Genomic DNA, 25,287 nt, shown 5'->3' with positions numbered 1-25,287 from the left:
CCCATCCCGAACAGGACCGTGAAACGACTTTGCGCCGATGATAGTGCTGCAACCAGTGTGAAAGTAGGTTATCGTCAAGCTAGTAATTCCGAAAAAGCCCGCTCAATAGCGGGCTTTTTCATTTCCAGGTGTCATCACGCGGTCATGCGGCCTGCGTAAGCTGCGGCTTTCTTTACTCACGAGACCGCAGCATGACGAAGCTCCCCCAGCTCTCCCTCTTGTCCCTGGTCATCGCGGCAGCATTGACCGCGTGCGGCAGCAGTGATAACCCTGCGCCGGCAACGCCTGTCAAAGCACAAATCTATGGCCAGTTTTATGACAGCGCCGTCAGCGGCCTGGACTACACGGCCGGCGACGCTGCCAAGGCCAGCACAGGTGCGAATGGCGAATTCACGTGCAAGGATGGCGACGCGGTCAGCTTCTCGATTGGCGGCATCGCATTGGGCAGCGCCCCGTGCGCCACTACGATTACGCCGATGCAATTGGCCGGCGCCACGGCCGGCGATACCCAAGTCGTCAACCGCCTGCTGGCCCTGCAATTGCTGGATGAAGACGGCGACCCGCAAAACGGCATCAAGCTGGCGGCCGACGTGAAAACCGCGTTGGCCGGCAAGAGCCTGGATTTCAACGCTACGCCGGCAGCCTTCAACACCGCACTGGCCGCAACCCTGACTGCGGCCGGCGCCCAATACGCGGCCCGCGCGGTCGACGATGAACACCGCATGCTGGCCCGCGAACACTTCGAAGATACGCTGGCGTCGCGCCTGGGCGCGGCCAGCACGGAATCGTTTACGCAAGGCGCCGTGACCGTCTCGGTAAGCCGCCACCAGATCCAGGCGGACGCCAAGTATTACGTACCGTATGAAGGCGCCAACGCGAAAGTCAAAGCAGATTTCCCGCAAGGCTTCCTGCCATCGTATGGTTCCGCACTGGCGTTCAAAGGGACCAATGCCAACGGCGACCTGGAATTCTATGGCTTGACCGACCGGGGGCCGAACGGCGACGGTCCGAATATCCCGGCGCTGAGCGGCAGCGGTACGATTGCCGCGAAAATCTTCCCGGCGCCATCCTTCGCGCCATCGATCGGCATCATCACGGTCGGCAAGAACGGCGCCGTGCTGACATCATCGATGCCGCTGAAGGCCAACAGCACCACCAACATGACGGGCTTACCGATTCCAGCCGGCACCCAGGGTAATTCGGCGGAAGCGCCGGTGATGGATGCAATGAAATTCGATGCCGGCACCAAGGCCATCTTCAATGCGAATGGTATCGACAGTGAATCGATCGCCTTCGACAAGAAGCGCAATGCCTTGTGGGTGTCGGACGAATACGGTCCATTCATCGTGAAGCTCGACGCGGCGACCGGCGTGGTGCAAGCCCGTTATGCGCCAGCTACCGGTCTGCCGGCGATCTTCGCCAAGCGCCGCGCCAACCGTGGCATGGAAGGCATGGCGCTTGATACCACCACCGACAAATTGCACGGTTTCCTGCAAAGCCCCCTGACGGATGGCAGCGCACCGTATACCGTGACCGGCAAGAACGAACAGGTGGAGCGCTTCGCGCGCTTCACCCGCTGGATTGAATTCGATCCGGTCACGGGCGCCACCACGAAGATGTACGCCTATCCGCTGGCTGGTACGGATTACCAGGATGGCCGCACCGGCAACGCCAAGCTGGGCGATATGGTCGCGCTGGGCAACGGTAAATTCATCGTCATCGAACAGGGCGCGGCGCCCAATGGCAAAGTATTCAACAAGCTGATGCTGGTGGAAATCGCCAATGCGACGGACATCAACGCCGCCGAATTCAACAACGCCACTTCCGACCTGGAGAAAAGCTCGATGGGTGGCGTTGCGGTCAATGGCGCCGACTGGAGCAAGGTGGCGACCCTGAAGAAAACCCAGTTGCTGGACTTGAACGCGATTGGCTGGCTGGCCGAGAAAGCGGAAGGATTGACGATCGTCGATGCCAACACGCTGGCCCTGGCGAACGACAATGACTTCGGCCTGAAGACCAAAATCTACACGCCCGATGGCGTCGCCGTGGCCGATGCGGATGTCACCAAGTGCAATGTCGATGCCAATGGTGTCATCATCACCAGCACGACTTTGGGCTGCAATGCCGCCAATTCAATCCGGGTGGCGCGCGGCGACGACAAGGAGCGCCCGGCGCGCCTGTGGCTGATCAAGTTTGGCAAGGCGCTGACGGCGTATTGATCAGCGCAGCAGGGCAATCACCTGCGAACTGGTAAACAGCAGCAGGCCGATACATCCGCCAACGATCGTGCCGTTGATGCGGATGTATTGCAGGTCCTTGCCGATATTGAGTTCGATCTGGCGCGACATCTCTTGCGTATCCCAGCGTTTGACGGTGTCGCTGATGTGGCGCGTCAGGAAGTCCGAGAAATCCGGCGCCATGGCGCGCGCCGCATCTTCCATGTGGGCGTTGAGGGAACTGCGCAAGTCGTCGTTGTGCGCCAGTTCCTCGCCCAGCCAGCGGCCCATCTCGGCCACCCGCGCATGCAATTCCGACTGGTCCGACGCCAGGTCATCGCGCAGCCAGTCACGCACGCCATTCCATACTTGCGTGATATACGTGTTGGCGGCGTCGCTGTCGCGGATATAGGTTTTTAATTCCATCGCGCGCTGCTGGAACACGTCATCTTCGCGCAGCCGCACGATGAACGTGGCAATCAATTCATCGAGGCGGCGGCGCAGCCGGTGGCTGCGGTCTTCCCGCACCTGCACCAGCAAGGTGTTCAATGCTTCGCTGACCCAGTCCGCGCCTTTGTCACCGAGCCAGGTGGTGGGCAGCACCTTTTCCATGGCCGCGTGTTCACGCTTGAGCCACTGCACAATGCTGTGGGAAATCACTTCCTGGTTGGCCGGCGCTTCCAGGTGAAGCAGCGCCTGTTCGAGGATGTCATCAAGGACTTCCTGGTGGCGCCCGTCGCGTGTCAGCATATCGAGTACGCCGGCCAGCAAGTGCGCCAGGTCGATCTTGTCGAGCATGGCGTGGAACGCGTTTTTCAGGAAGGCGCGGATACGGGTGTCTTCCGCCATGTCCAGCATACCGGCCGTCACGCGCACCACATAGGCGCCGAGGATGCGGTCATTGGCCGGTTCCGCCAGCCACTTGCCCAGCATGCCGACCGGATCATGCTTGCGGATCAGCTCCACCAGCGAGGCCGGATCCAGGAATTTCTCGCGCACGAATTGCGCCAGGTTGTCGGCGATGCGGTCTTTGTTATTCGGGATGATGTTGGTGTGCGCGGAGATCAGCGGGATCGGCACCCGTTTGAACAGCGCCACCACGGCAAACCAGTCGGCCAGCGCGCCCACCATGGCTGCTTCCGCCACGGCCTTGACGGCGTCCACGGCCAGGCTGTGGGGCAGGAAGGCGGTGACGACAAAGATACCAGCTGCCGCCAGCAGGAACATCAGGGCGGTCCGTTTGGCTTTCCTCAGTTCCTGCTCTTTGTCCATGGCTACTGCTCCGTGATCCGTTCCCAATCAAGGTCGAAGCGGGCCAGGTACTTGCGCAGCCGGTCCGCATCATTCGGTTTGGCCTTGCTTTCACGCGAGACGGCAAACAGTTTGCGCCCCGCGTCGGACATGCTTTTCGATTGCCGGCACACTTCCAGTACGGCTTGCAACTGCAGGCGGTCGAACAAGTCCAGTTGCTGCACCGCGTCATCACCCAGCACCTGCTCCAGCGTGCGGCCCGATGCCGCCGCTGGTATAAGCGTACGCCATTGTCGTCGCAAGCGCGAGATTTCGGCGCCCACCACGGCAGCCGTGATGCGGCCCGCTTCTGCCAGCGTGGCCATGCGGGTCACGGCGGCGGACAAGTCGCGGAAGTTGCCGTTCCATTGGGCATCCGGCGACGTTGCATAGCGCATGAATAATTCGCGCGCTTCCTTGTTGAAGCGCACTGCGGCGCCGGTTTCCGTCCCGAATTGCGCCAGCAGGTAATCGATGTTCGGTTCGATGTCTTCCGGCCGTTCGGCCAGGCCGGGCAGTTCATACGTCCATAAATTGATACGAGCGTATAAATCTTCACGGAAGCGGCCCGCTGCCACTTCGACCGCCAGGTCGCGGTTGGTGCCGGCAATCAGCTGGAAATCACTGCGCACGTCGTGGTCGCCGCCCATCGGAAGGAAACGTTTTTCTTCCACCGCCTTCAACAGCATCGCCTGTTCATCGAGTCCCAGTTCGCCGATTTCATCGAGGAACAGTAAACCTTTGTGGGCCGTGCGCAGCAGGCCCGGACGGTCCGACGCGGCGCCGGTGAACGCGCCTTTGACATGACCGAACAAGGTGGAGCCGGCGCCGTCGCCATGCAAGGTGGCGCAATTGACGTCGACGAATGGACCATCCAACTGGCGCCGCGCTTTCTTCAGTTCGAACACGCGCTTTGCCAGGAAGGATTTACCGGCGCCGGTGGGGCCCATCAGCAGCATGGGCGCGCGCGAGCGCACCGCCACGTGTTCGATCTCATCGATCATCAGGTTGAATTGCGGATTGCGCGTGGCGATGCCGGACTTCAGCAAGGCCACGCCTTCCTGCTGTGCGCTGTGGAACCGCTGGGCAATCTGGTCGTAGCGCGACAAGTCCAGGTCGATCAGCGCATAGCTGCCCGGCGCCCCGGGCGCGGGACGGCGCGGCGGCGATGTCTGCAACAGGCAACCGGGGAAGTAGCGCGCTTCCGTCATCAGGAACAGGCAAATTTGCGCCACGTGCGTGCCGGTCGTGATGTGGACCCAGTATTCCTCGCGCTCGGTGTCGAACGGGTAGTGGCGCGCGAAGTCGTACAGGCAGCTGTAGACATCCTCGAAGTCCCACGCATCTTCGATCGGCAGCGCATGGGCGCGCACTTGCGTATGGGGCGAGGTGGCGGCGATATCGTCTTTGACTTGCTCAACCACGTGGCCATAGCTGCCGTTGTAAAACAGTTCCAGCCGGTCGATCAGCAAGTCCTCATGCTGGGCCAGCGCCACCGTGGGCCGCCAGCGCTCCCACCGGTTGCTGCCGCCCCCCTTGTCCAGCTGGGCGCCGACAAAGCCGAGGATCACGGTTTTCTTTTTCATTTTGGATAAATATTTATATGACAGGATAATTTATCACAATTGCTATCTTCGACGTGAAATTACCTTTTCCTTGTAAATCAATTGGTTATTGAATTTTTGCAAGGCTGGCACGGCCTTTGCAATACACCAGGTACAAACAAGGAGAACAAGAAATGGCAAATGCACAGTTATTCCAAAGCACCCCGGGCCCATTGCTGGCAGCGGCCAACAGCGTGAACCGCGAGGGCGCGCCGGCTTATGCGCTGGCGCCCGCGCACCGGCTGGCGCAATACGCTGCCACCGGTTGCCTGAATGCGACGTACTACGCCAGCGCGGAAGCGCAGCTGGCCGATGTGCTGGAATTGTGCGAAGGCGTGGAGAGCGGCTTTATTGCGCAAACGGCTGTGTATTGCCGCGAACGGGGCTATATGAAGGATATGCCTGCGCTGTTGCTGGCGGTGCTGGCGGCGCGCGGTGCGCCGGAACTGGCGGCTGCTTTTCCGCGTGTGGTCAATAATGGCAAGATGCTGCGTAACTTCGTGCAGATCGTGCGTTCCGGCGTGGCGGGCCGTAAATCGCTGGGTACCCGCCCGAAGAAGCTGGTGCAGCAATGGCTGAACAATGCCACGGAACAGGCGCTGTTGTCGGCAGCGATTGGCGCCTCGCCATCGCTGGCGGATGTGTTGAAGATGGTGCACGTGAAACCTTCGGCGCCATGGCGTGAAGCGCTGTTCGCGTGGACCCTGGGCAAGCCGTACGACGTGGCCGCGTTGCCGCCCGTATTGCAGGCTTACCTGGCGTACCAGCGCGATCAGGCGCTGCCGGTGCCGGCGGTACCGTTCCAGATGCTGGCGTCCATGCCGCTCGATGCGGCGGCATGGGCCCAGGTGGCGTTGCAGGGCGGCTGGCAAATGGTGCGGATGAATTTGAATACCTTTGCGCGGCATGGCGTGTTCGAGTTGCCAGGCATGGCGAAGGCCATCGCGGCCAAGCTGCGCGACCGGCAAGCGATTGCGAAAGCACAGGCTTTTCCATACCAGCTGATGGCGGCGTACAAGGCGGCCAATGGCGTGCCGGAAGTGGTGCGTGAAGCGTTGCAGGATGCCATGGAAGCGGCACTGGCCAATGTGCCGCGCATCGAAGGCAAAGTGGTGGTGTGTCCCGATGTTTCCGGATCCATGCAGTCGCCGGTGTCGGGATACCGCGCTGGCGGAACGACGGCGGTGCGCTGCATCGATGTGGCGGCGCTGGTGGCGGCGGCCATGTTGCGCAAGAATGCGGGTGCCACGGTGCTGCCGTTCGAGCAGGATGTGACGGCGTGCCGGTTGAATCCGCGCGATTCGGTATTGACCAACGCGGACAAGCTGGCAGCCATTGGTGGTGGCGGAACCAATTGCTGTGCGCCGCTGGCCTGGCTGAACCAGCATGGCGCAAAGGCCGATTTGGTGCTGTATGTGTCGGACAATGAATCGTGGATCGATGCCCGGCGCAATGGTGCAACGCAGACCATGCGGGAATGGGCAATCTTCAAGCTCCGCAACCCGCGAGCGAAGCTGGTATGTATCGATATCGCGCCGTATGGCACGACGCAGGCGCAGGAAAGCGGTGACGTGTTGAATGTTGGCGGTTTTTCCGACGAGGTGTTCCGCATCGTGGCCGCGTTTGCGGCGGGCCAGTTGCAGTCGGAGCACTGGGTCGGAGAAATCCGCGCAGTAAATTTGAATGACGGAGGCGGCGATGGGCTGGAAAATCAGCTGCGGCGCTCCGAAGAAGGTTAATGCCGGAAGGCGCGTGAATGCCGGTGTGATTACATCTTTCCCATGTTCGATCACATCAACCCCTTGTCATGCGCAGGCCGGCTGGCGTTTTACCCCGAATGCCGACAGGACTACATCTGGAGAAGCCGGTTCGAATCCGGCCTGTCAGGCCAGGCTGGCCTGGCAGAACGTCCTGTCCACCCTTGTCGGGAATTGAATATGAAAGAAGACTGAAAATGAAAAACTACGAACAACTCGATATCGCGGGCGCCAGCCCGATCAAAATGTGGACCGCCGGTGTGCCGGTCGAAGCCGAAGCCAAGCAGCAGTTGGCCAACACCGCCAAGATGCCGTTCATTTACAAGCACATCGCCGTGATGCCGGACGTGCACCTGGGTAAAGGCTCCACCATCGGCAGCGTGATCCCGACCCTGGGCGCGATCATCCCCGCCGCGGTGGGTGTCGATATCGGTTGCGGCATGATGGCGGCCAAGACCACCCTGAATGCGCGTGACTTGCCCGATAACCTTGGGCCGCTGCGCAGCGCGATTGAAAAAGCCATCCCGCACGGGATGACGCCGAAGACGCGCAGCTACCGGGGCCGCGACACGGGATCGTGGGAAAACCCGCCGACGCCGGTCGATGCCGCCTGGGCGCAGCTGAAGGATGAATTCGACGTGATTTGCCAAAAGACGCCGCGCCTGCGTAACACGAACAACTACAAGCACCTGGGAACGCTGGGTTCCGGTAACCACTTCGTGGAAGTGTGCCTCGATGAAGAGGGTTCCGTGTGGTTCATGCTGCACTCGGGTTCGCGCGGCGTGGGCAATGCGATCGGTACCCACTTCATCGAACTGGCGCAGCAGGATATGCGCACGCATATCGCCAACTTGCCGGACAAGGACCTGGCGTACCTGGAAGAGGGGACGAAGCACTATGACGATTATGTGGAAGCGGTAGGCTGGGCGCAGAAATTCGCCCGCATGAACCGCGAAGTCATGATGCAAAACCTGATCGCGTCCGTGCGCACTGTGATCAAGAAGCCGTTCGAGACGCACGTGGAAGCCGTGAACTGCCACCACAACTATGTGCAGAAGGAGCGCCACTTCGGGAAGGATGTGCTGATCACGCGTAAGGGCGCGGTATCGGCCCGCGAGGGGGAGCTGGGGATCATCCCGGGATCGATGGGCGCCAAGAGCTTTATCGTGCGCGGTAAAGGCAACCCGGAAAGCTTCAACAGCTGCAGCCACGGCGCGGGACGCACCATGAGCCGCAACGAAGCCAAGCGCCGCTACACGCTGGCCGACCAGGTGAAAGCCACGGAAGGCGTGGAGTGCCGCAAGGATGCGGCCGTGATTGATGAAATTCCGATGGCGTACAAGGATATCGACGCTGTCATGCAAGCGCAGAGCGACCTGGTGGAAGTGGTGCATACGCTGAAGCAGGTCGTGTGCGTGAAAGGGTAATGATGATTGAACTCGATGGTTCCCAGGGCGAAGGCGGCGGCCAGATATTGCGCACGTCGCTGAGCCTGTCGATGATCACGGGCCAGCCCGTGCGGATCGTGAATATCCGCGCCAACCGGTCCAAGCCGGGCTTGATGCGGCAGCACCTGGTGGCGGTGCAGGCGGCCGCCGAAGTGTGCGGCGCCGATATCTCCGATGTGCAGGTCGGCGCGCAAACGCTGGTCTTCAAACCGGGCCGCATCCGTGGTGGCCATTACAGTTTTGCCATCGGCACGGCGGGAAGCAGCATGCTGGTGCTGCAAACCCTGTTGCCGGCCTTGCTGTATGCGGACGCGCCATCCACCGTGACGGTCAGCGGCGGCACGCATAATCCGAAAGCGCCGTCGGCCGAATTCCTGCAGCGCGCGTATGGCCGCGCCATGGCGCAGATGGGGGCGCAGATCGACATCCGCCTGGAGCGGCACGGGTTTTATCCGGCCGGCGGCGGAGTCGTATCGGCTTCCGTGCAGCCTTGCGCACAATTGCGGCGCCTGGAATTGCTGGCGCCGGGCGCGCGCCGCGCCGGGTATGCGGAAAGCTTTATTGCCGCCGTGCCGTACGTGGTGGCGCAGCGTGAACTGGAAACCGTGGGCACGGCCATGGGCTGGAGCGGCGAGCAATTGCGTCCGCGCCAGTTGCCGGACAAGCAGGGGCCTGGCAATGTCTTGCTGATCACCTTGGACAGTGAACATGTGACGGAAGTGTTTGCAGCATTCGGCGAGAAATCCGTGCCGTCGGAAGCCGTGGCGAAACAGGTGGTGCAAGATGCGCGCTTTTACATCGCGTCCGGCGCCGCCGTCAGCGAACATCTGGCGGACCAATTGATGCTGCCAATGGCGCTGGCGGGCGGTGGCACATTCACGCTGGACCGCGTGTCGCTGCACGCGCGCACCAATGCCGATGTGATTGCGCAGTTCCTGCCGATCGATATCACGTTTGGCACGGATGGGCGGCACAGCGTCTGTACCATCGCGGGACGGTAAGCGCCGGGTGGCACAGCCAGCGGAACAATGGATGTGACACTTGTTCCGTTCCGGAGCACTTATATGGACAGCGTTGGCGTCGCGCTGAGCATGCGACCGTGGCACGCCAATTGCTCCTTGTGGTGCATCACTAACACAAGGAGACAGCATCATGAAACGCCCCACCATCTTGTTCGCCGCCGCCGCGGCGCTGGTTGCCTCGCTCACCGCGCATGGCCATGGCAATGTGACGCCGCAGGGTGTCGACACCACGGGCTTGAGCGCGCTCGGCGACAAATGGCGCGACGAGAACCCGTACAAAGGCAACAAGCTGGCGCTGAAGATCGGCAGCTCCGCCTATAACCAGAATTGCGCGCGCTGCCACGGCCTGGAAGCGGTATCGGGCGGCATCGCACCGGACTTGCGCCTGCTGGACCGCGACTGCGGCAACATCAAGAACGCGGCAAAGAAAGCGGCCTGCTACAAGGATGTCGACAATTACTTCCTGTCGTCGGTCCGGGTGGGCAAGGTGCGCAATGGCGCCGTGTACATGCCGCCGTTCGAGGGGGTGTTCAACCAGGAAGCCATGTGGGCCATCAAGACTTACCTGGAATCCCGCCGCGAAGCTAATTAATTCATGTGCCTGATACCGCAGGTGTCAGGTACGTCTGACCAACTGGAGAGGAAGAGCACCATGTCCCGTCGCACACATATCCTGGGGGCGGCGGTTGCGCTTGCCCTGTCCCTTGCACTGCCGGTCCGCGCGGACTGGGACAAGGTGCAACAAACGGGTAGCCTGAAGGTGGCTGTCTATACCGACTTCGCGCCGTTTTCCACCAAAGACGGCGGCATCGATGTCGACCTGGCCGATGCGCTGGCGAAGAAGCTGCATTTGCGCCTGAACCTGCTGGCGTTCCCGGCCGGCGAAGAAGTCGGTGACGATTTGCGCAACATGGTGTGGAAGGGCCATTACCTCGGCTATGGCCCGGCCGACGTGATGCTGCACGTGCCGGTCGATCCGCGCCTGATGGCGGCGCAGGACAAGGTACAGATCTTCGCGCCCTACCACGTGGAATCGGTGCAGCTGGTGCGCAATGCGCAAGCGATGCCCACGTTTGACAGTATCGATGCGCTGGCGGGCAAGCGCATTGGCGTGGAAAAGGTGTCAATTGCGGGCATGGTGCTGCTGGGTGAAGGCAATGGCCGTTTCCGCGACAACGTGCGTATCTTCCCCACGGCCGCCGCCGCACTCGAAGCACTGAAGGCGGGGAAGCTGGACGCGGTCCTGGCGAACCGTTCGGAAATCGAAACCGTTTTCCGTGGCGACCCCGCCTTCCCGCTGGCGCCCGCCGCGTTCCAGCGCCTGCCGCGCAACGGCTGGGCGGTGGGCATGGCCGTCAAGAAGGGCAATGAAGATGTGGCACGCCAACTGCAAGCCGCCCTCAACGAACTGCGCGACAGCGGCGAACTACAAGCCATCTTCGCCAAACATGGCGTGCGCGTAGCCCAGCCATAACAAAAACCAACCATGGGGTCAGGCGTGCATTCGTGCACTCATTTCCGGCGTTGCGCACGCACCGCCGGACGCAGCCCCTTTATCTGCAGGCTTTCCATGTATTGAGGGCTGCCGCGCGCGCTGAAAACAGCGGCCAATTCGCACGATTTCGCTTGCTGCTTTTCATGTGAATCGCCCGCCAGGCCAATGCCTGCGGGCGAAACCGTATCAAAATCCGCTTTCAGGAATGCACGAATGCACGCCTGACCCCATTGTTTAGAAGTGGTATTGCGCGGTGGCGCCGAGTTGCCAGGTGCGGCCTGGGGCGGATTCGTAGTAGCGCTTGTTGGTGTCGCCGACGATGACGGAGCCGATGTATTGGCGGTCGAGCAGGTTGTTGACGCGGGCGTAGCCGGTTACGCGCCAGGCGCCGAGGTCGTGGCGTGTGGTGAAGCGGGCGTTGACGGTCATGTAGCCCGGCGCGGCTTTTTCCACGTTGCTGTCTTCGGCATAGACTTTTGCGCTGGCGATGGTTTCCAGTGCCGCGCCGATGCGGCCCTTCGCATCTTTCCACGCCAGATCCGCATACAGGTTCGCCTTCGGCACGCCCGGCAACCGGCTGCCCGCCGCGACGGCGCCGAATGGCGTGTCGTAGACGGCGCGCAGCGCTGTCAGCGCCACGCGGCTGCTGAGACCCGCCCCCAGGTCGGCATCGACCGACACTTCCACGCCGCGCCGCGATGTTTTGCCCGCGTTGCGGTAACTGGTGCGCCCGCCGCTGGCCGCGTCCACCACCAGTTCGTCGCGCGTCTTCACAGTGAAGAGCGCCGCATCCAGCCGCACGCCGGAACCGAGGATGGTTTTCACACCGGCTTCGCCGTGCGTGCTGCGCGCTGGCTGCAGGCGGAAATTGAAGCCGCCGCCGCTACCGGAGTAAAACAGTTCATTCAAGGTCGGCGTCTCGAATCCCTGCGCCGCGCTGGCATAGACGTTCAGGGTGGGGGATACCTTGTACAGCACCCCCGCCACCGGCGTGGTGCGCGCGTGGCGCAGGTTGCCGCTGTCATTCCCGTTCGACAGGAAGTTGTCGCGCACCGAGACCGTGACCCGGCTGCGCCGCACGCCGCCGCTGATGACCCAGTCGCCGCCGGCCCATTCGGTTTGCACGTAGGGGTCCGCATTCGACACCACATCCTGCTCATCGCGCCGCAGCTTGCCCTTCACGCCCAGTTCCGTGCCGGCGAAGTTTTCATATCCCTTGCGTGCATCCGACGAGCGGCCATATTCGACGCCCGCCGTGGTACTGAGCTTGCCGCCGCCCAGTGCACGGACGTCGATCCAACTGACATCGGCGCCATAAAAATCCCGGTCGAAATCCACCACGCCGCCCGAATGACTGGCCGGCGCCTGGAATGCGCGCGAGAACGCCTGGTACTGGATCACTTGCCGGTTGCCGCCATACAGCGACACTTTCAGGCGGCTGTCGCCAAAGCGCTGTTCCCATGCCGCGCCGATTTGCTGGTGGTCGATGCTCTTGCGCGTGTTGTAGCGTTCCGCAAAGGTACGCTTCGGCGTCACCGTATCGGTGGTATCGGTTTCGCCCGCGCGTGCATCGCGCAGGTAAGTTGCCCACGTCACTCCCAGCGGGTCTTGCGTATCCTTCTGGCGCAAGCCGCTGGCGGTCACCGTCAATTTGCCGCCGTCATTGGGCCGCACCACCAGCTTGGCATAAGCCTGGTCGCGCCGCGCGGCGCTGTGGTCGCGGTAGCCATCCGTGTCGAAACGCGAGGCATCGAGCAGGTAGCCAATGCCGCCGGCCTGGCCTTGCGCATTGACGTCGACCTTGCGCGCGCCGTCGCTGCCGCCCATAACGGACGTTTCCAGCATTGGTTTACCGTCCGGTTCGCGCGTAAACAATTGCACCACGCCGCCCGAGTGATTGCCATAGGCGGCGGAAAACGGCCCGCGCAACACTTCAATGCGCTGCGCCTGGTCCAGGTTGAAGGTGGCCGCCTGGCCCTGCCCATCGGGCATCGACGCCGGGATGCCATCGGCCACCAGCTTGACGCCGCGCACCCCGAAGGCGGAACGGGCGCCGAAGCCGCGCGATGAAATCTGCAAGTCCTGCGCATAGTTTTGCCGGTTTTGCGCCACCAGCCCCGGCACCGCCGCCAGCGCGTCCGAGGCGTTGACCCGCATTTGTCCTTCGCGGATGCGTTCCCCGTCGATGACATCCACCGCCGCCGGGAAGTCAAAGCTGCTGTGCTCCACGCGGCTGCCGCTGACGATGACGACCTGCTCCGGGCCATCCGCCAGCGCATTGGCGGTCCAGATACTACCCACCAGGGCGGCAAGAGTGGTCAAGCGAATACGGGGTTGCATTTGATTCTCCTTATATGGTTTCACTGCCGGAAACCGTAAGCAATATACCTGCCATGGTGAAAGCCGGCCGCACCGCAATGATGTATCAATGGCACGCGGCTTGCATTCCTGGTCCCCACGCGCGCAAGAACGCGCAGCCCAACACCAGGAGACCCACCATGAAAACCGCTTATTGTCTGCGCGCCACCGCCGCCGTTGCAACCCTGTTCGCACATGCCGCGTTATGCGCCGCGCCGCTGGCCTATGTGCCCAACGAGAAATCCGGCTCCATCAGCGTGCTCGATACCGCCACCGATACCGTGCTGCGCAGCCTCCCGGCCGGTAAGCGCCCGCGTGGCATTGCGTATGACACGGTCGGCAACCGGCTGTTCGTGACGGATGCGGGCAGCAACACCCTGCTGATGCTCGACAGCGGCGGCGCCGGCGGTGCAATACGTACGCTGGCGCTGGGCAGCTCGCCGGAAGGCGTCAGCGTTTCGCCCGACGGCCGCTACGCTGCCGTGGCGGTGGAAGAGGGCAACAGCGTCACGCTGGTCGATGCCCACACGGGCCTGCGCCTGGCCGACATTCCTGTGCAGGGTAAAAATCCGGAGCACGCCGTGTTTAGTCCCGACAGCCGCTGGCTGTATGTCAGCGCGGAAGAGGCGGAGCAGGTCGACGTGATCGATGTCGCGCAGCGCCGCCAGACCGGCGCCGTGGCGGTGGGCTTGCGTCCGCGCGGCATCGGTTTCCTGCCCGATGGCAGCCGCGCCTACATCGCCTGTGAACTGGTCAATGCCGTGTATGTGGTCGATACCGCCAGCCGCGCCGCCATCGCCACGATCCCGGCGGGACGCAACGCCAATGGCATTGCGGTGCATCCGAACGGCGCCAAGGTCTACGTATCGAATGGCACCGATGGCAGCGTGATGCAGATCGATACCGCCACCAACCAGGTCAGCGCCACTATCGCCGTCGGCAAGCGTCCGTGGAATATGGCGATCACCCCGGACGGCAGCAAGCTGTATGTGGCCAATGGCCGCTCCAACAGTGTTTCCGTGATCGATACGGCGGCCGCCCGCAAGACCGCCGACATCGCCGTCGGTGAATTGCCGTGGGGTGTGGCAATCCGCTGAATTGTTGGCGTCGATGGCGATGGAACAGGTGGAGCAAACCTGTGCCGTTCTGGCACAGCTTGCAACAACGCAGTGTTTCAAATGCGGTGCAAATCCCGGCAAAACAGGCTGGCACGGTGTTTGCGAAACAGGGAGTGTGCTCAACGCCACCGTCCCGCAAGGAACGGCTCGAATCACCACCAAACCTATTGAAGAAAGAGGATGACATGAATCTCGCGGACATCACCAAACTGGGCGTCGCCAATCCCTACAAGCAGCGCTACGACAACTTCATCGGCGGTAAATTCGTGCCGCCGGTGAAGGGCGAATACTTCGCCAACCTGACCCCGATCACCGGCAAGCCGTTCTGCGAAGTGGCCCGCTCCACGGCGGAAGACGTGGAAATCGCACTCGATGCCGCGCACGCCGCCAAGGATGCCTGGGCCAAGACCTCGCAAACCGAACGCGCCAACATCCTGAACCGGATTGCCGACCGCATGGAACAAAACCTGTCCGTGCTGGCGATCGCGGAAACCATCGACAACGGCAAGCCAATCCGCGAGACCACGGCCGCCGACATCCCGCTGGCGATTGACCACTTCCGCTACTTCGCCGGCTGCATCCGCGCCCAGGAAGGCTCCGTCGCGCAGATCGACGCCAACACCTACGCTTACCACTTCCATGAACCGCTGGGCGTGGTGGGCCAGATCATTCCGTGGAACTTCCCGATCCTGATGGCGGTATGGAAGCTGGCGCCGGCACTGGCTGCCGGCAATTGCGTGGTGCTGAAGCCGGCCGAGCAAACCCCGGCGTCGATCCTGGTGCTGGTGGAACTGATTGCCGACTTGTTGCCGCCAGGCGTGCTCAATGTCGTCAATGGCTTTGGCCTGGAAGCGGGCAAGCCGCTGGCGTCGTCGAAACGCATCGCCAAGATCGCCTTCACCGGCGAAACGGGCACCGGCCGCCTGATCATGCAATACGCGGCGCAAAACCTGATTCCGGTGACCCTGGAACTGGGCGGCAAATCGCCCAACATCTTCTTCGAAGACGTGATGGACGCGGACGACGCGTTCTTCGACAAGTGCCTGGAAGGTTTCGCCATGTTCGCGCTGAACCAGGGCGAAGTGTGCACCTGCCCGTCGCGCGTACTGATCCAGGAATCGATCTATGACGCCTTCATCGAGCGCGCTCTGAAGCGCGTGGCCGCCATCAAGCAGGGCAACCCGCTGGACGCCTCCACCATGATCGGCGCGCAGGCATCGCACGAACAACTGGAAAAAATCCTGTCGTACATGGACATCGGCGCCCAGGAAGGCGCGGAGTTGCTGGCCGGCGGCGTGCGCACCATCCAGAACGGCGACCTGGAAGGCGGCTATTACGTGCAGCCGACCGTGTTCAAGGGCCACAACAAGATGCGCATCTTCCAGGAAGAGATCTTTGGCCCGGTGGTGTCGGTGACCACCTTCAAGGATGAAGAAGATGCGCTGCGCATTGCCAACGACACGCTGTACGGCCTGGGCGCCGGTGTCTGGACCCGCGATGGTTCGCGCGCCTTCCGCGTCGGCCGTGGCATCCAGGCCGGCCGCGTGTGGACCAATTGCTACCACCTGTATCCGGCGCACGCGGCATTCGGCGGCTACAAGCAGTCGGGCATCGGCCGTGAAAACCACAAGATGATGCTGGAACACTACCAGCAGACCAAGAATCTGCTGGTCAGCTACAACCCGAACGCGCTGGGCTTCTTTTAAATGAAAACCGCCGTCGCCAGAGTTATCGCCACCGACGCCGCACTGGAAATGATCGCCGCCCTGCGCCACCGCTACGGGCCGATCATGTTCTTCCAGTCCGGCGGTTGCTGCGACGGCAGCACGCCGATGTGCTATCAGGTCGGAGAGTTCAACCTCAGCGACACGGATATCTACCTCGGCAATCTCGGCGGCGCGCCGTTTTACATCGGCATGGAGCAGTACGAATACTGGGAACACACGCAACTGATTATCGACGTGGTGCCGGGCAATGGCGGCATGTTTTCGCTCGATAACGGTTCGGGCCAGCGTTTCTTGACCCGTTCACGTTTGTTTACAGACCAGGAATGCAGTGCATTGGGATTAAAACCATAACGGAGACTATCGTGCAGAAAAAAATCATGGGGTTATTTATCGCGTCGGCATTCGCAGCGCTGGCCGGTGGTGCGTGGGCAGGGGGCGCCGTCACGCAGGCAATGCTGGAAAAACCGGTACAGGACACATCGGGTGTGCTGTCGTTCGGCATGGGCACGCCGGGCCAGCGCTATTCGCCGCTGGCGCAAATCAATACCAAAACCGTCGGCAAGCTGGTGCCGGCGTGGTCGTTCTCGTTTGGCGGTGAAAAGCAGCGCGGGCAGGAATCGCAGCCGGTGATCCACAACGGAAAAATGTTCGTTACCGCGTCGTATTCGCGCATCTATGCGCTGGACTTGAAGACCGGGGCCAAGCTGTGGAAGTATGAACACCGCCTGCCGGACGGCATCATGCCATGCTGCGACGTCATCAACCGGGGCGCCGCGCTGTTCGACAACCTCGTCATCTTCGGTACGCTCGATGCGCAACTGGTGGCGCTGGACCAGGATACCGGCAAGATCGTGTGGAAGGAAAAAGTCGACGATTACGCGGCCGGCTATTCGATGTCCGCCGCACCGTTGATCGCCAAGGGCTTGCTGCTGACGGGTGTGTCGGGCGGTGAATTCGGCGTGGTGGGCCGCATTGAAGCGCGCAATCCGCGCACCGGTGAACTGGTCTGGTCGCGCCCGACGGTGGAAGGCCATATGGGCCACCGCTACGACAAGGATGGCAATGCGATTGACAACGGCGTCTCCGGCACCGTCAACAAATCGTGGCCGGGTGAATTATGGAAAACCGGCGGCGCATCGACCTGGATGGGGGGCACGTACGATCCGGCCACCGGCCTGGCGTACTTCGGCACCGGCAATCCTGCCCCATGGAACAGCCACCTGCGCCCCGGCGATAACCTGTTCTCGTCGTCCACCGTCGCCGTGGACGTGGAAACGGGCCAGATCAAGTGGAGTTACCAGAACACGCCGAATGACGCCTGGGACTTCGACGGCGCCAATGAATTCGTGACGTTCGAAATGGATGGCAAGCGTTATGGCGGCAAGGCCGACCGCAATGGCTTCTTCTACGTGAACGATGCGCAGACCGGCAAGCTGCACAACGCCTTCCCGTTCGTGAGGAAAATCACGTGGGCCTCCGGCATCGACCTGAAGACGGGCCGCCCGAACTTCACGCCGGATGGCCGCCCGGGCGATCCAACCCAGGGCGAAGAAGGCAAGAAAGGCAAGACCGTGTTTGCAGCACCGGCCTTCCTGGGGGCGAAGAACCAGATGCCGATGGCTTACAGCCCGCAAACGAAGCTGTTCTATGTGCCGGCCAACGAATGGGGCATGGATATCTGGAACGAGCCGATTTCGTACAAGAAGGGTGGTGCTTACCTGGGCGCTGGCTTCACCATCAAGCCGCTGTTTGACGATTACATCGGCGCGCTGCGCGCCATCGATCCGAAGACCGGCAAGATCGCGTGGGAAATCAAGAACAACGCGCCGCTGTGGGGCGGCGCGATGGCGACTGGTGGCGGCCTGGTGTTCTATGGCACCCCCGAGGGCTACCTGAAAGCGGTGGACGCGAAGACGGGCAAGGAATTGTGGCAATTCCAGACCGGTTCCGGCGTCGTCGCACCACCGGTTACGTGGCAGGAAGGCGATACGCAATATGTCGCCGTGGTTTCGGGCTGGGGCGGCGCGGTGCCGCTGTGGGGTGGCGAAGTGGCGAAGAAAGTCAACTTCCTCGAGCAGGGCGGTAGTGTCTGGGTCTTCAAGCTGGTGAAGTAAATGGCGGTAAAAGTGTAATTCTCCTTTTCATCTGTGCATCCTTTTGGCGGCTTCGGCCGCCTTTTTTTATAGATGGGTGCAGGGCCTTCAGGCCGGGCATCCACATTATGAGAGGTCTCCTATGCAAACCACCTACCTGCCGCCGCCCTCGTTCTCGGCCAGCGCGGCGATCCCCGATATGGCGTCCTATGAAGCGCTGTGCGCGCTGGCTGAACGCGACTACGAAGGTTACTGGGCCAAACTGGCGCGCGAAAATCTGTCGTGGCACGTGCCGTTTACGCGCGTGCTCGATGAAACCGATGCGCCGTTCTTCAAATGGTTTGATGACGGCAAATTGAATGTGTCGTACAACTGCCTGGACCGCAACCTGGAAAAGGGCAATGGCGCCAAGACCGCCATCATCTTCGAAGCAGACGACGGCGCCGTAACTAGCATCACCTACCAGCAATTGCACGCGAAAGTGTGCCAACTGGCCAATGGCTTGCGTTCGCGTGGCATCGGCAAGGGTGACCGCGTGGTGCTGTATATGTCGATGTCGATTGAAGCGGTGGTGGCAATGCAGGCCTGCGCGCGCATCGGCGCCACCCACTCGGTGGTGTTTGGCGGATTTTCCGCGCGGGCACTGCATGAACGCATCGTCGATGCGGGCGCGGTCGCTGTCATCACGGCCGATGAACAACTGCGCGGCGGCAAGCGCTTGCCTTTGAAATCCATTGTCGATGAAGCGCTGGCGCTGGGCGGCTGCGATTCAGTGCGCAATGTGATCGTGTACCGGCGCACCGGCGGCGATGTGGCGCAGGTTTCGCCGCGCGATATCTGGCTGCACGACTTGATGGATGGCCAAAGCGAGGTCTGTGAGCCGGAGTGGGTGGGGGCGGAGCATCCGCTGTTCATCCTGTACACCTCCGGCTCCACCGGCAAGCCCAAAGGCGTGCAGCATGCGTCCGGCGGCTACCTGCTGTGGACCGCGCTGACCATGCAATGGACGTTCGACATCAAGCCGGACGACGTGTACTGGTGTACCGCCGATATCGGCTGGGTCACGGGCCACAGCTACATCACGTATGGGCCGACGGTGGCGGGCGCCACCCAGGTGATCTTTGAAGGCGTACCAACCTGGCCGGATGCGGGCCGCTTCTGGGAAACCATCGAAAAGCACAAGGTCAGTATTTTCTATACGGCGCCGACCGCGATCCGTTCGCTGATCAAGGCATGCGAAACGGATGCGCAAGTGCATCCAAAAAATTACGACCTGTCGTCGCTGCGTTTGCTGGGTTCCGTCGGGGAGCCGATCAACCCCGAAGCTTGGCTGTGGTATTACCGCAATGTGGGCCGGGAACGCTGCCCCATCATCGACACGTTCTGGCAAACGGAAACCGGCGGCCACATGATCACGCCATTGCCCGGTGCGACGCCGATGGTGCCGGGATCGTGCACCTTGCCGCTGCCCGGCATCATGGCCGCCATTGTCGATGAAGCGGGACAGGACGTGCCGAACGGTCAGGGCGGCATCCTGGTGGTCAAGCGTCCGTGGCCATCGATGATCCGCACTATCTGGAATGATGCGGAGCGCTTCCGCGCCAGCTACTTCCCGGACGAATTGAAAGGCTATTACCTGGCGGGAGACGGTGCGATCCGCAACAAGGATACCGGTTATTTCACCATCACCGGCCGCATCGACGATGTGCTCAATGTTTCTGGCCACCGCATGGGCACGATGGAAATCGAATCCGCGCTGGTGGCGCACCCCCTTGTGGCGGAAGCGGCCGTGGTGGGCAAGCCTGACGCCACCACGGGCGAATCGATTTGCGCCTTTGTCGTGCTGAAGCAGGCGCGCCCGGAAGGCGATGCGGCCAAGGCGTTGGCGGCGGAACTGCGCGCCTGGGTCGCAAAGGAAATCGGACCGATCGCCAAGCCGAAAGAACTGCGCTTTGGCGACAACTTGCCGAAGACGCGCTCGGGGAAAATCATGCGCCGCCTGTTGCGCGTGCTGGCAAAAGGCGAGTCGATTACCCAGGATGTGTCGACCCTTGAGAATCCGGCCATCCTCGATCAACTGGCCAGGGCACTGTAAGTAAATGGAGCAGCCGTGACGGCGCGGATCAGGCCCGGTGATCCAATGCGGCGCACTTGATGCCGCCCGCCACGGTGCTCCCCTCTTGTATTGGCCGGGCACGCAATTTGCCCTTAAGGGAAGACATCGCAACGATGTCCAACGTAGTGCCCAACCTAAAAAATACAGGAGACCGTAATGAACAAGAATGCCATGGGGAGTGTGATTGCCGCCGCTGCTGTTTTGTCCGTACCGCAGGCGCATGCTGTTGATTTCAAAGCTGGAGACTGGACTGTTGGTGTCGGCGGTATCGTCAACGCGTATTACACGCAAGTCTCATGTTCCGGTACGGCGGTAGGCGGGCTGGCGCTGGCGGACCGGGGACTCGGCTGCGGCGGCAAGAAGGACCGCAGCACCGTGGGCAATGGCTTGCTGCCGAACGGCCTGGTGGCGTCGGCGGGTTCGCATTTGAGTGGTTATGACGTGAAAGCCGTGGTGGCCATCTACAGCGCCACCGCCACCGACAGCGCGGTCGCGCAAAACAGCACGGTGGACGTGCGCCAGGCCTACTTCACGTTCGGGAATGCCGACATGGGCACGGTCAAGCTGGGCCGGGACCTGGGGATCTTTGGCGCCAACGCCATCCTTGGCGACATGACCTTGCTGGGCGCAGGCCTGCCGGTGCAGGCCACGCAGCGTGGCCGCGTCACCCTTGGCCATATCGGCGCCGGCTACAGCTACATGGGCTACTACGGCCAGATCGCGTACAGCGCGCCGAAGTCCGCAGGCGTCGGGATCGATGTGGCGCTGGTCAGCCCGGTGGCCGACACTCCGGTGATCGCCGCATCGAGGTACAGCGCGGGCACCGCGCCGCAAGTGCAGGCGCAGTTGAGTTGGAGTGGCAGCGGCGCCAAGGTGTGGCTGGGCGCGAAGACGCAAAAGTTTGAAGCGCTGGCGGCTGGCGGCGGTGACCTGACGATGTCGGCGCTGGAACTGGGCGTGTCGTATGCGGATGGTCCATTCGGCGTGCTGGCCAATGTGCAGGGCGGCAAGGGCATCGGCATCCTGTCAGATGCGGATCAGGGCGATGTCCGTGGCCGCAATTATTTTGTGCAGGGGACGTACAAGACCACCGATAAGCTGAAGCTGGGCCTCGGCTATGGCGTCAGCCGTAACAGCGACAGCGCGGTGGGCACCGGTGGCCTGAAGCAGAATGCCAACCTGACCTTGGGGGCATATTACTCGCTGAACAGCGCCATTACGCTGGTGGGTGAAGTGGGCCAGTCGCGTTCGAAGGCATTCGCGGGCGGCGAAGCGAAAATGAATGGCGCCTCGCTGGGCGGCATCATCTTCTTCTGAATCTTCTGTTGATTTAAGGGGAGATGTGGTCATGATCACCTTGCATGAATTGCTGGTCGAGTGGACGGTGCTGGCGCTGGGCATTGCTGTTGCAGCAGCGCTGCTGGTGCGGCTGCGCGGTGCAGCGCAGTGGCTACCACGCCGGGCATTGCGCTGGCCGCGTCTCTGGCTGCCTGGCGTGGCGCTGGCGGTGATCGTGGCCAATGCGGGGATCGCTGTCAACGCTGCGGCAGCGGCGGCGCGCAGCGAAGCGGCGGGAGCGTGGATGCTGTGGAATACCGATGGCGCCAACGCTGTGCGTCTTGGCGCCATCGCCGCGTCGGCCTGCCTGGCCGTGTTGCTGGCGGCCTGGTTGTATTTGAGTCGCAGCCTGCGCGTTTTACCATCCGCCGGACAGGACGAGGCCGAAAGTGCGTGCTGTGCGGATTGTTTGCAATGCATGGACGCAGGTTTGACTGCGCCAGTGGAAAACTCGAACCGCCGGCGTGCACGCGGCTTGACCATGACCAGGTTCGGAGGTGGATGATGGAACGGCATGCCTTTCTTTCCGCCGCCATCGGCGCGCTGTCCGGCATGGACAAGGCGCAGGTGCCGCCCAAGGCCCTGCACCGTGGCTCGGCGCAGGTGTTTGGCACGGAGTTGTCGGTGACGGTGCTGTGCGCCGATGAGATGCGTGCGCAAGTGGGGATCGCAGCTGCGCTGTACGCGGCGATTGGCGTCGAGCGATTGGTGACCTTGGCCGATGCGGACAGCGCCGTCTGCCGGCTGAACCGTGAGGGCGCGCTGGCGCAGCCGGAGCCGCAATTGCTGGCCATGCTGTCGCAGGCCTGCGCACTGTCGCAACTGACCAGTGGCGCCTTCGACGTGACGGTGCAGCCGGTGCTGCGCGCCTATGCCGAGGCGATGCGCTGGGGCGCGTTGCCGGAGCGCGACGCGATCGGCGCGGCGCGGGCATTGGTGGGCTGGCGCCGGCTGGCATTTGGGCGGGAGCAGGCGCGCTTCCCTCAACCGGGCATGGCCTTGACGCTGGATGGGCTGGCGCAGGGGTATGCGGCCGACCTGGCGTTGTCGGTCTTGCGCCGGCATGGCATCCATGATGCGCTGGTCGATACCGGCGGCGTGGCCGCCAGCGGTGACGGCGGCTTGCAGTGGATGGCGGGACTGCCGGCCAGGCATGGCATGCCGCTGGGCGCCGTGCCGTTGCGTCACCGCTGCATGGCGACGTCGGGCGGTGCGGCGGGAGACGCCGGTATCGTCCATCCCGTTTCCGGCGACATGGTGGACGAGCTGGCAGGCGTCACGGTGCTGGCGCCATTGGGATTGCTGGCCGATGGCTTGTCGACCGCCTTCATGGTGATGGGGGTGAAACAAGCACACGCCCTGGCGGCGCGCCTGCCGGGGATCGATGTCTTGACCGTGGACCGGCGGGGCGGGATGCGGCGCTCCGCCGGGTTTGGGATGGTGATGCCGTAACCTTATTTGAGGTGCGGCATCTTGCGGTAAATAGTGTTGCGCGAGACGCCCAGCGCCCGGGCCGCGGCGGAAATGTTGCCGCCATGTGCCTGCAGCGCTTTCTGGATCGCGGAGTATTCCATTTCATCGAGCCGCGCGGCGGCAGCGGCCGGCGGCGCAATGGCGGGCGCCTGGTTTGCTGCGCCGAAGGCAGGCTGTATCGCTGCGGCCGGTACAGGCAGCGCCACGGCATTGGCCGACGCGATATCGTCCATGAAATCGTCCGGCATATGGCGCAGGCAGATTTCCTGTTCATCGCCCGCCATGACAATCGCGGTGCGCAGCAGATTTGTCAGCTGGCGGAAGTTGCCGGGCCAGCGGTGGCGGCGGAACAGTTCAAGGATTTCCGGCGATACATCATAGCGGCCATTATCGGATTCAATCGCGAGGATTTTCCTGACGACGGTTTCCAGATCGGTGCGTTCACGCAGGGGCGGCAATTTCACCACCAGTCCATTCAGGCGGTAATACAAGTCTTCGCGGAACAAGCCCTGGGCGATGCGCTCGCGCAGGTTATGGTTGGTGGCGCAAATGACTTCCACATTGACCGGAATGGACTTGCCGCTGCCCAGCGGCGTCACCATGCGTTCCTGCAGTACGCGCAGCAGACGCGCCTGCAGGCTGAAGGGCATATCGCCGATTTCGTCGAGGAACAGGGTGCCGCCGTTGGCTTGCAGGATGCGGCCGGTCGCGCCTTTCTTGCGTGCGCCGGTAAAGGCGCCGTCTTCATAGCCGAACAATTCCGATTCGATCAGCGTTTCGGGAATCGACGCGCAATTGACGGCCACGAACGGGCTGGCCGCGCGGGGAGAGTCGTTATGGATGGCCTGGGCCAGCAATTCCTTGCCGGTGCCGGTTTCGCCCATGATCATGATGGGGATGTCCTTGCCCAGCACGCGGGTGACTTTATCGAGCACCAGTTCCAGTTGTGCGTCGCCGGTGCGCAGGTAGCGCAGGCCGGACAGCTTGCGGGCGGCATTGGCGGCCAGGTTCGAAGCCGCCTGTGGCCGGGATGCGGTTTGTTCCGGCGGTACCGACAGCACGTGCTGGAACTGGTTGTTGGCCAGCCGCAGCTGGGCGCGGCCATGGACCCGGACGCCGTTGTGCATGCACATGTCCAGCAATCCCGGCGCCGCGGTACGGTAATGGTCGAACAGCGCGGAGACGGGCAAGCCAAACAGGGAACTGAAGGTATGGGTTTGCAGCGCCGAGTAGGTGAGGCCCAGCTGGAACAAGCCATTGCGATTCGCCGACAGGAAGCGGCCACCGGGCGTGAAGGAGGCAATCCCTTCCATTAAAGTGCCGATGAATTCGGGCCGCGTATGAAAGTGGATAGTGATTGCATCTTCGAACGTGGCGGCAAACAGCTGGTTTTCTATCATCAGCGCGGACATCCGCACCAGCGCCATGGTGTGTTGGTGGTAGCTGCGCTGGTCGCCGGAGACATCGAGCACGCCGACCACGTTGCCCAGATGGTCCGTGATCGGCGCGGCGGAGCAGGTCAGGAAGTGGTTGGCATTTAAATAGTGCTGGTCCGCGTGCACCAGCGCCGGGGCCCGTTCCGCGATGGCGGTGCCGATCGCGTTGGTGCCCTTGCTTTCTTCCGACCAGGCGACGCCGGCCTGCAAGGCGACCCGGTTGGCTTTCTCCAGGAAGTCCGCATCCCCCAGCGAATGCAGGATCACGCCGTGGGCATCGGTCAGGATCACCATGTTGTGGGTATTGATGATTTGCTGGTAGAGCGTTTCCATCGCCGGCAGCGCGTGCGCATGGAGCATGCGGTTTTGCTCGATCAGCAGCGACAAGTCGTTGCGGGCAATGGGGCTGTAATCCGCGCAACTGTCGGGACACAGGCCATAGGCCTGCGAACGCTCGTGGGAAATGGTGATGATGCCACCCATATCGGGGGCGGCGGTGCGGGGAGTTTGCGTGTACATGTCTCCGATTCCTTTAGGGGCCGTCTGTCGCGGCGTGCGGCTGTACCAATATGTGACACCTGTTCCAGGACGGAGCAACTGTCTTGGTACAAGTGTTGCGCCAGGCTCAAGGCCGAGGTCGCTAAGCATTCAATAGCAATCCTGATGCCAGCTCCTTACACGAACCTGAAATAGTGCTTGCCTATGGGAATGTGGTTTGTTATAGTTCTGTCCCCGCAGCGCTGAGATGCCTCAAGCAAAACAGCGAAGCGAATCAAGGGGTTGACGAGAATCACGA

General features: G+C 62.2%; 18 protein-coding genes. 14 read left to right on the top strand and 4 right to left on the bottom strand.

Translation table 11 applies throughout. The annotated features are described in order from the left end of the window. Positions 1–191: 191 nt before the first annotated feature. Complete coding sequence (locus tag AC1RRC_RS32635) at positions 192–2,219, top strand: esterase-like activity of phytase family protein (protein ID WP_493060056.1); 2,028 nt, start codon at positions 192–194, stop codon at positions 2,217–2,219. On the opposite strand, the gene AC1RRC_RS32630 is transcribed toward AC1RRC_RS32635, so the two are convergent. Both AC1RRC_RS32630 and rtcR read right to left on the bottom strand, forming a co-directional pair. Continuing rightward, positions 2,220–3,488 (bottom strand): DUF445 domain-containing protein, encoded by a 1,269-nt coding sequence (locus tag AC1RRC_RS32630; RefSeq protein ID WP_493060055.1) that lies wholly within the window; start codon positions 3,486–3,488, stop codon positions 2,220–2,222. 2 nt (positions 3,489–3,490) lie between these two features. Beyond that, complete coding sequence (gene rtcR / locus AC1RRC_RS32625; RefSeq protein WP_493060054.1) at positions 3,491–5,092, bottom strand: RNA repair transcriptional activator RtcR; 1,602 nt, start codon at positions 5,090–5,092, stop codon at positions 3,491–3,493. 152 nt (positions 5,093–5,244) lie between these two features. Here rtcR and AC1RRC_RS32620 point away from each other — a divergent pair, with 152 nt between their 5' ends. The 5 genes from AC1RRC_RS32620 (at position 5,245) to AC1RRC_RS32600 (ending at position 10,811) form a co-directional block, all read left to right on the top strand. Next, the gene (locus AC1RRC_RS32620; protein ID WP_493060053.1) at positions 5,245–6,849 is read left to right on the top strand and encodes a vWA domain-containing protein; all 1,605 of its coding nucleotides are present in this window, start codon (positions 5,245–5,247) and stop codon (positions 6,847–6,849) included. A gap of 215 nt (positions 6,850–7,064) precedes the next feature. Further along, the gene (locus AC1RRC_RS32615) at positions 7,065–8,294 is read left to right on the top strand and encodes an RtcB family protein (protein WP_493060052.1); all 1,230 of its coding nucleotides are present in this window, start codon (positions 7,065–7,067) and stop codon (positions 8,292–8,294) included. A 2-nt stretch (positions 8,295–8,296) separates the two neighbouring features. Beyond that, positions 8,297–9,316: an RNA 3'-terminal phosphate cyclase gene (rtcA, locus tag AC1RRC_RS32610; protein ID WP_493060059.1), complete on the top strand. Its 1,020-nt coding sequence runs from the start codon at positions 8,297–8,299 to the stop codon at positions 9,314–9,316. A 151-nt stretch (positions 9,317–9,467) separates the two neighbouring features. Next, positions 9,468–9,929, top strand: a complete 462-nt coding sequence (gene pedF, locus AC1RRC_RS32605; RefSeq protein WP_493060051.1) for a cytochrome c-550 PedF — start codon at positions 9,468–9,470, stop codon at positions 9,927–9,929. A 60-nt stretch (positions 9,930–9,989) separates the two neighbouring features. Further along, on the top strand, positions 9,990–10,811 hold the full coding sequence (locus tag AC1RRC_RS32600) for a substrate-binding periplasmic protein (protein ID WP_493060050.1): 822 nt from the start codon (positions 9,990–9,992) through the stop codon (positions 10,809–10,811). Positions 10,812–11,066: 255 nt separating this feature from the next. On the opposite strand, the gene AC1RRC_RS32595 is transcribed toward AC1RRC_RS32600, so the two are convergent. Next, positions 11,067–13,172: a TonB-dependent receptor family protein gene (locus AC1RRC_RS32595; RefSeq protein WP_493060049.1), complete on the bottom strand. Its 2,106-nt coding sequence runs from the start codon at positions 13,170–13,172 to the stop codon at positions 11,067–11,069. 158 nt (positions 13,173–13,330) lie between these two features. Here AC1RRC_RS32595 and AC1RRC_RS32590 point away from each other — a divergent pair, with 158 nt between their 5' ends. The 8 genes from AC1RRC_RS32590 (at position 13,331) to AC1RRC_RS32555 (ending at position 23,034) form a co-directional block, all read left to right on the top strand. After that, positions 13,331–14,287: a beta-propeller fold lactonase family protein gene (locus AC1RRC_RS32590; protein WP_493060048.1), complete on the top strand. Its 957-nt coding sequence runs from the start codon at positions 13,331–13,333 to the stop codon at positions 14,285–14,287. A gap of 206 nt (positions 14,288–14,493) precedes the next feature. Continuing rightward, positions 14,494–16,014, top strand: coding sequence for an aldehyde dehydrogenase (gene adh, locus AC1RRC_RS32585; protein WP_493060047.1), 1,521 nt, complete (start codon positions 14,494–14,496; stop codon positions 16,012–16,014). After that, positions 16,015–16,386: a DUF779 domain-containing protein gene (locus AC1RRC_RS32580; protein ID WP_493060046.1), complete on the top strand. Its 372-nt coding sequence runs from the start codon at positions 16,015–16,017 to the stop codon at positions 16,384–16,386. Between the two features lie 26 nt (positions 16,387–16,412). Beyond that, positions 16,413–18,149, top strand: a complete 1,737-nt coding sequence (locus AC1RRC_RS32575; protein WP_493060057.1) for a PQQ-dependent methanol/ethanol family dehydrogenase — start codon at positions 16,413–16,415, stop codon at positions 18,147–18,149. A gap of 121 nt (positions 18,150–18,270) precedes the next feature. Continuing rightward, positions 18,271–20,223, top strand: a complete 1,953-nt coding sequence (acs, locus tag AC1RRC_RS32570) for an acetate--CoA ligase (protein WP_493060044.1) — start codon at positions 18,271–18,273, stop codon at positions 20,221–20,223. Positions 20,224–20,400: 177 nt separating this feature from the next. Beyond that, positions 20,401–21,561, top strand: a complete 1,161-nt coding sequence (locus AC1RRC_RS32565; protein ID WP_493060043.1) for a porin — start codon at positions 20,401–20,403, stop codon at positions 21,559–21,561. 31 nt (positions 21,562–21,592) lie between these two features. Next, positions 21,593–22,087: a hypothetical protein gene (locus AC1RRC_RS32560; protein WP_493060040.1), complete on the top strand. Its 495-nt coding sequence runs from the start codon at positions 21,593–21,595 to the stop codon at positions 22,085–22,087. Next, complete coding sequence (locus AC1RRC_RS32555; protein WP_493060038.1) at positions 22,084–23,034, top strand: FAD:protein FMN transferase; 951 nt, start codon at positions 22,084–22,086, stop codon at positions 23,032–23,034. Before AC1RRC_RS32560 ends, AC1RRC_RS32555 begins: the two co-directional genes overlap by 4 nt. 2 nt (positions 23,035–23,036) lie before the next feature. On the opposite strand, the gene AC1RRC_RS32550 is transcribed toward AC1RRC_RS32555, so the two are convergent. Further along, entirely contained in the window at positions 23,037–25,010 is a 1,974-nt protein-coding gene (locus AC1RRC_RS32550; RefSeq protein WP_493060037.1) for a sigma-54-dependent Fis family transcriptional regulator, read from the bottom strand. Positions 25,011–25,287 lie beyond the last annotated feature (277 nt).

The sequence above is a fragment of the Pseudoduganella sp. GW821-FHT12E03 genome, from assembly GCF_058807115.1.
This window is presented reverse-complemented; position numbering and strand designations above follow the sequence as displayed.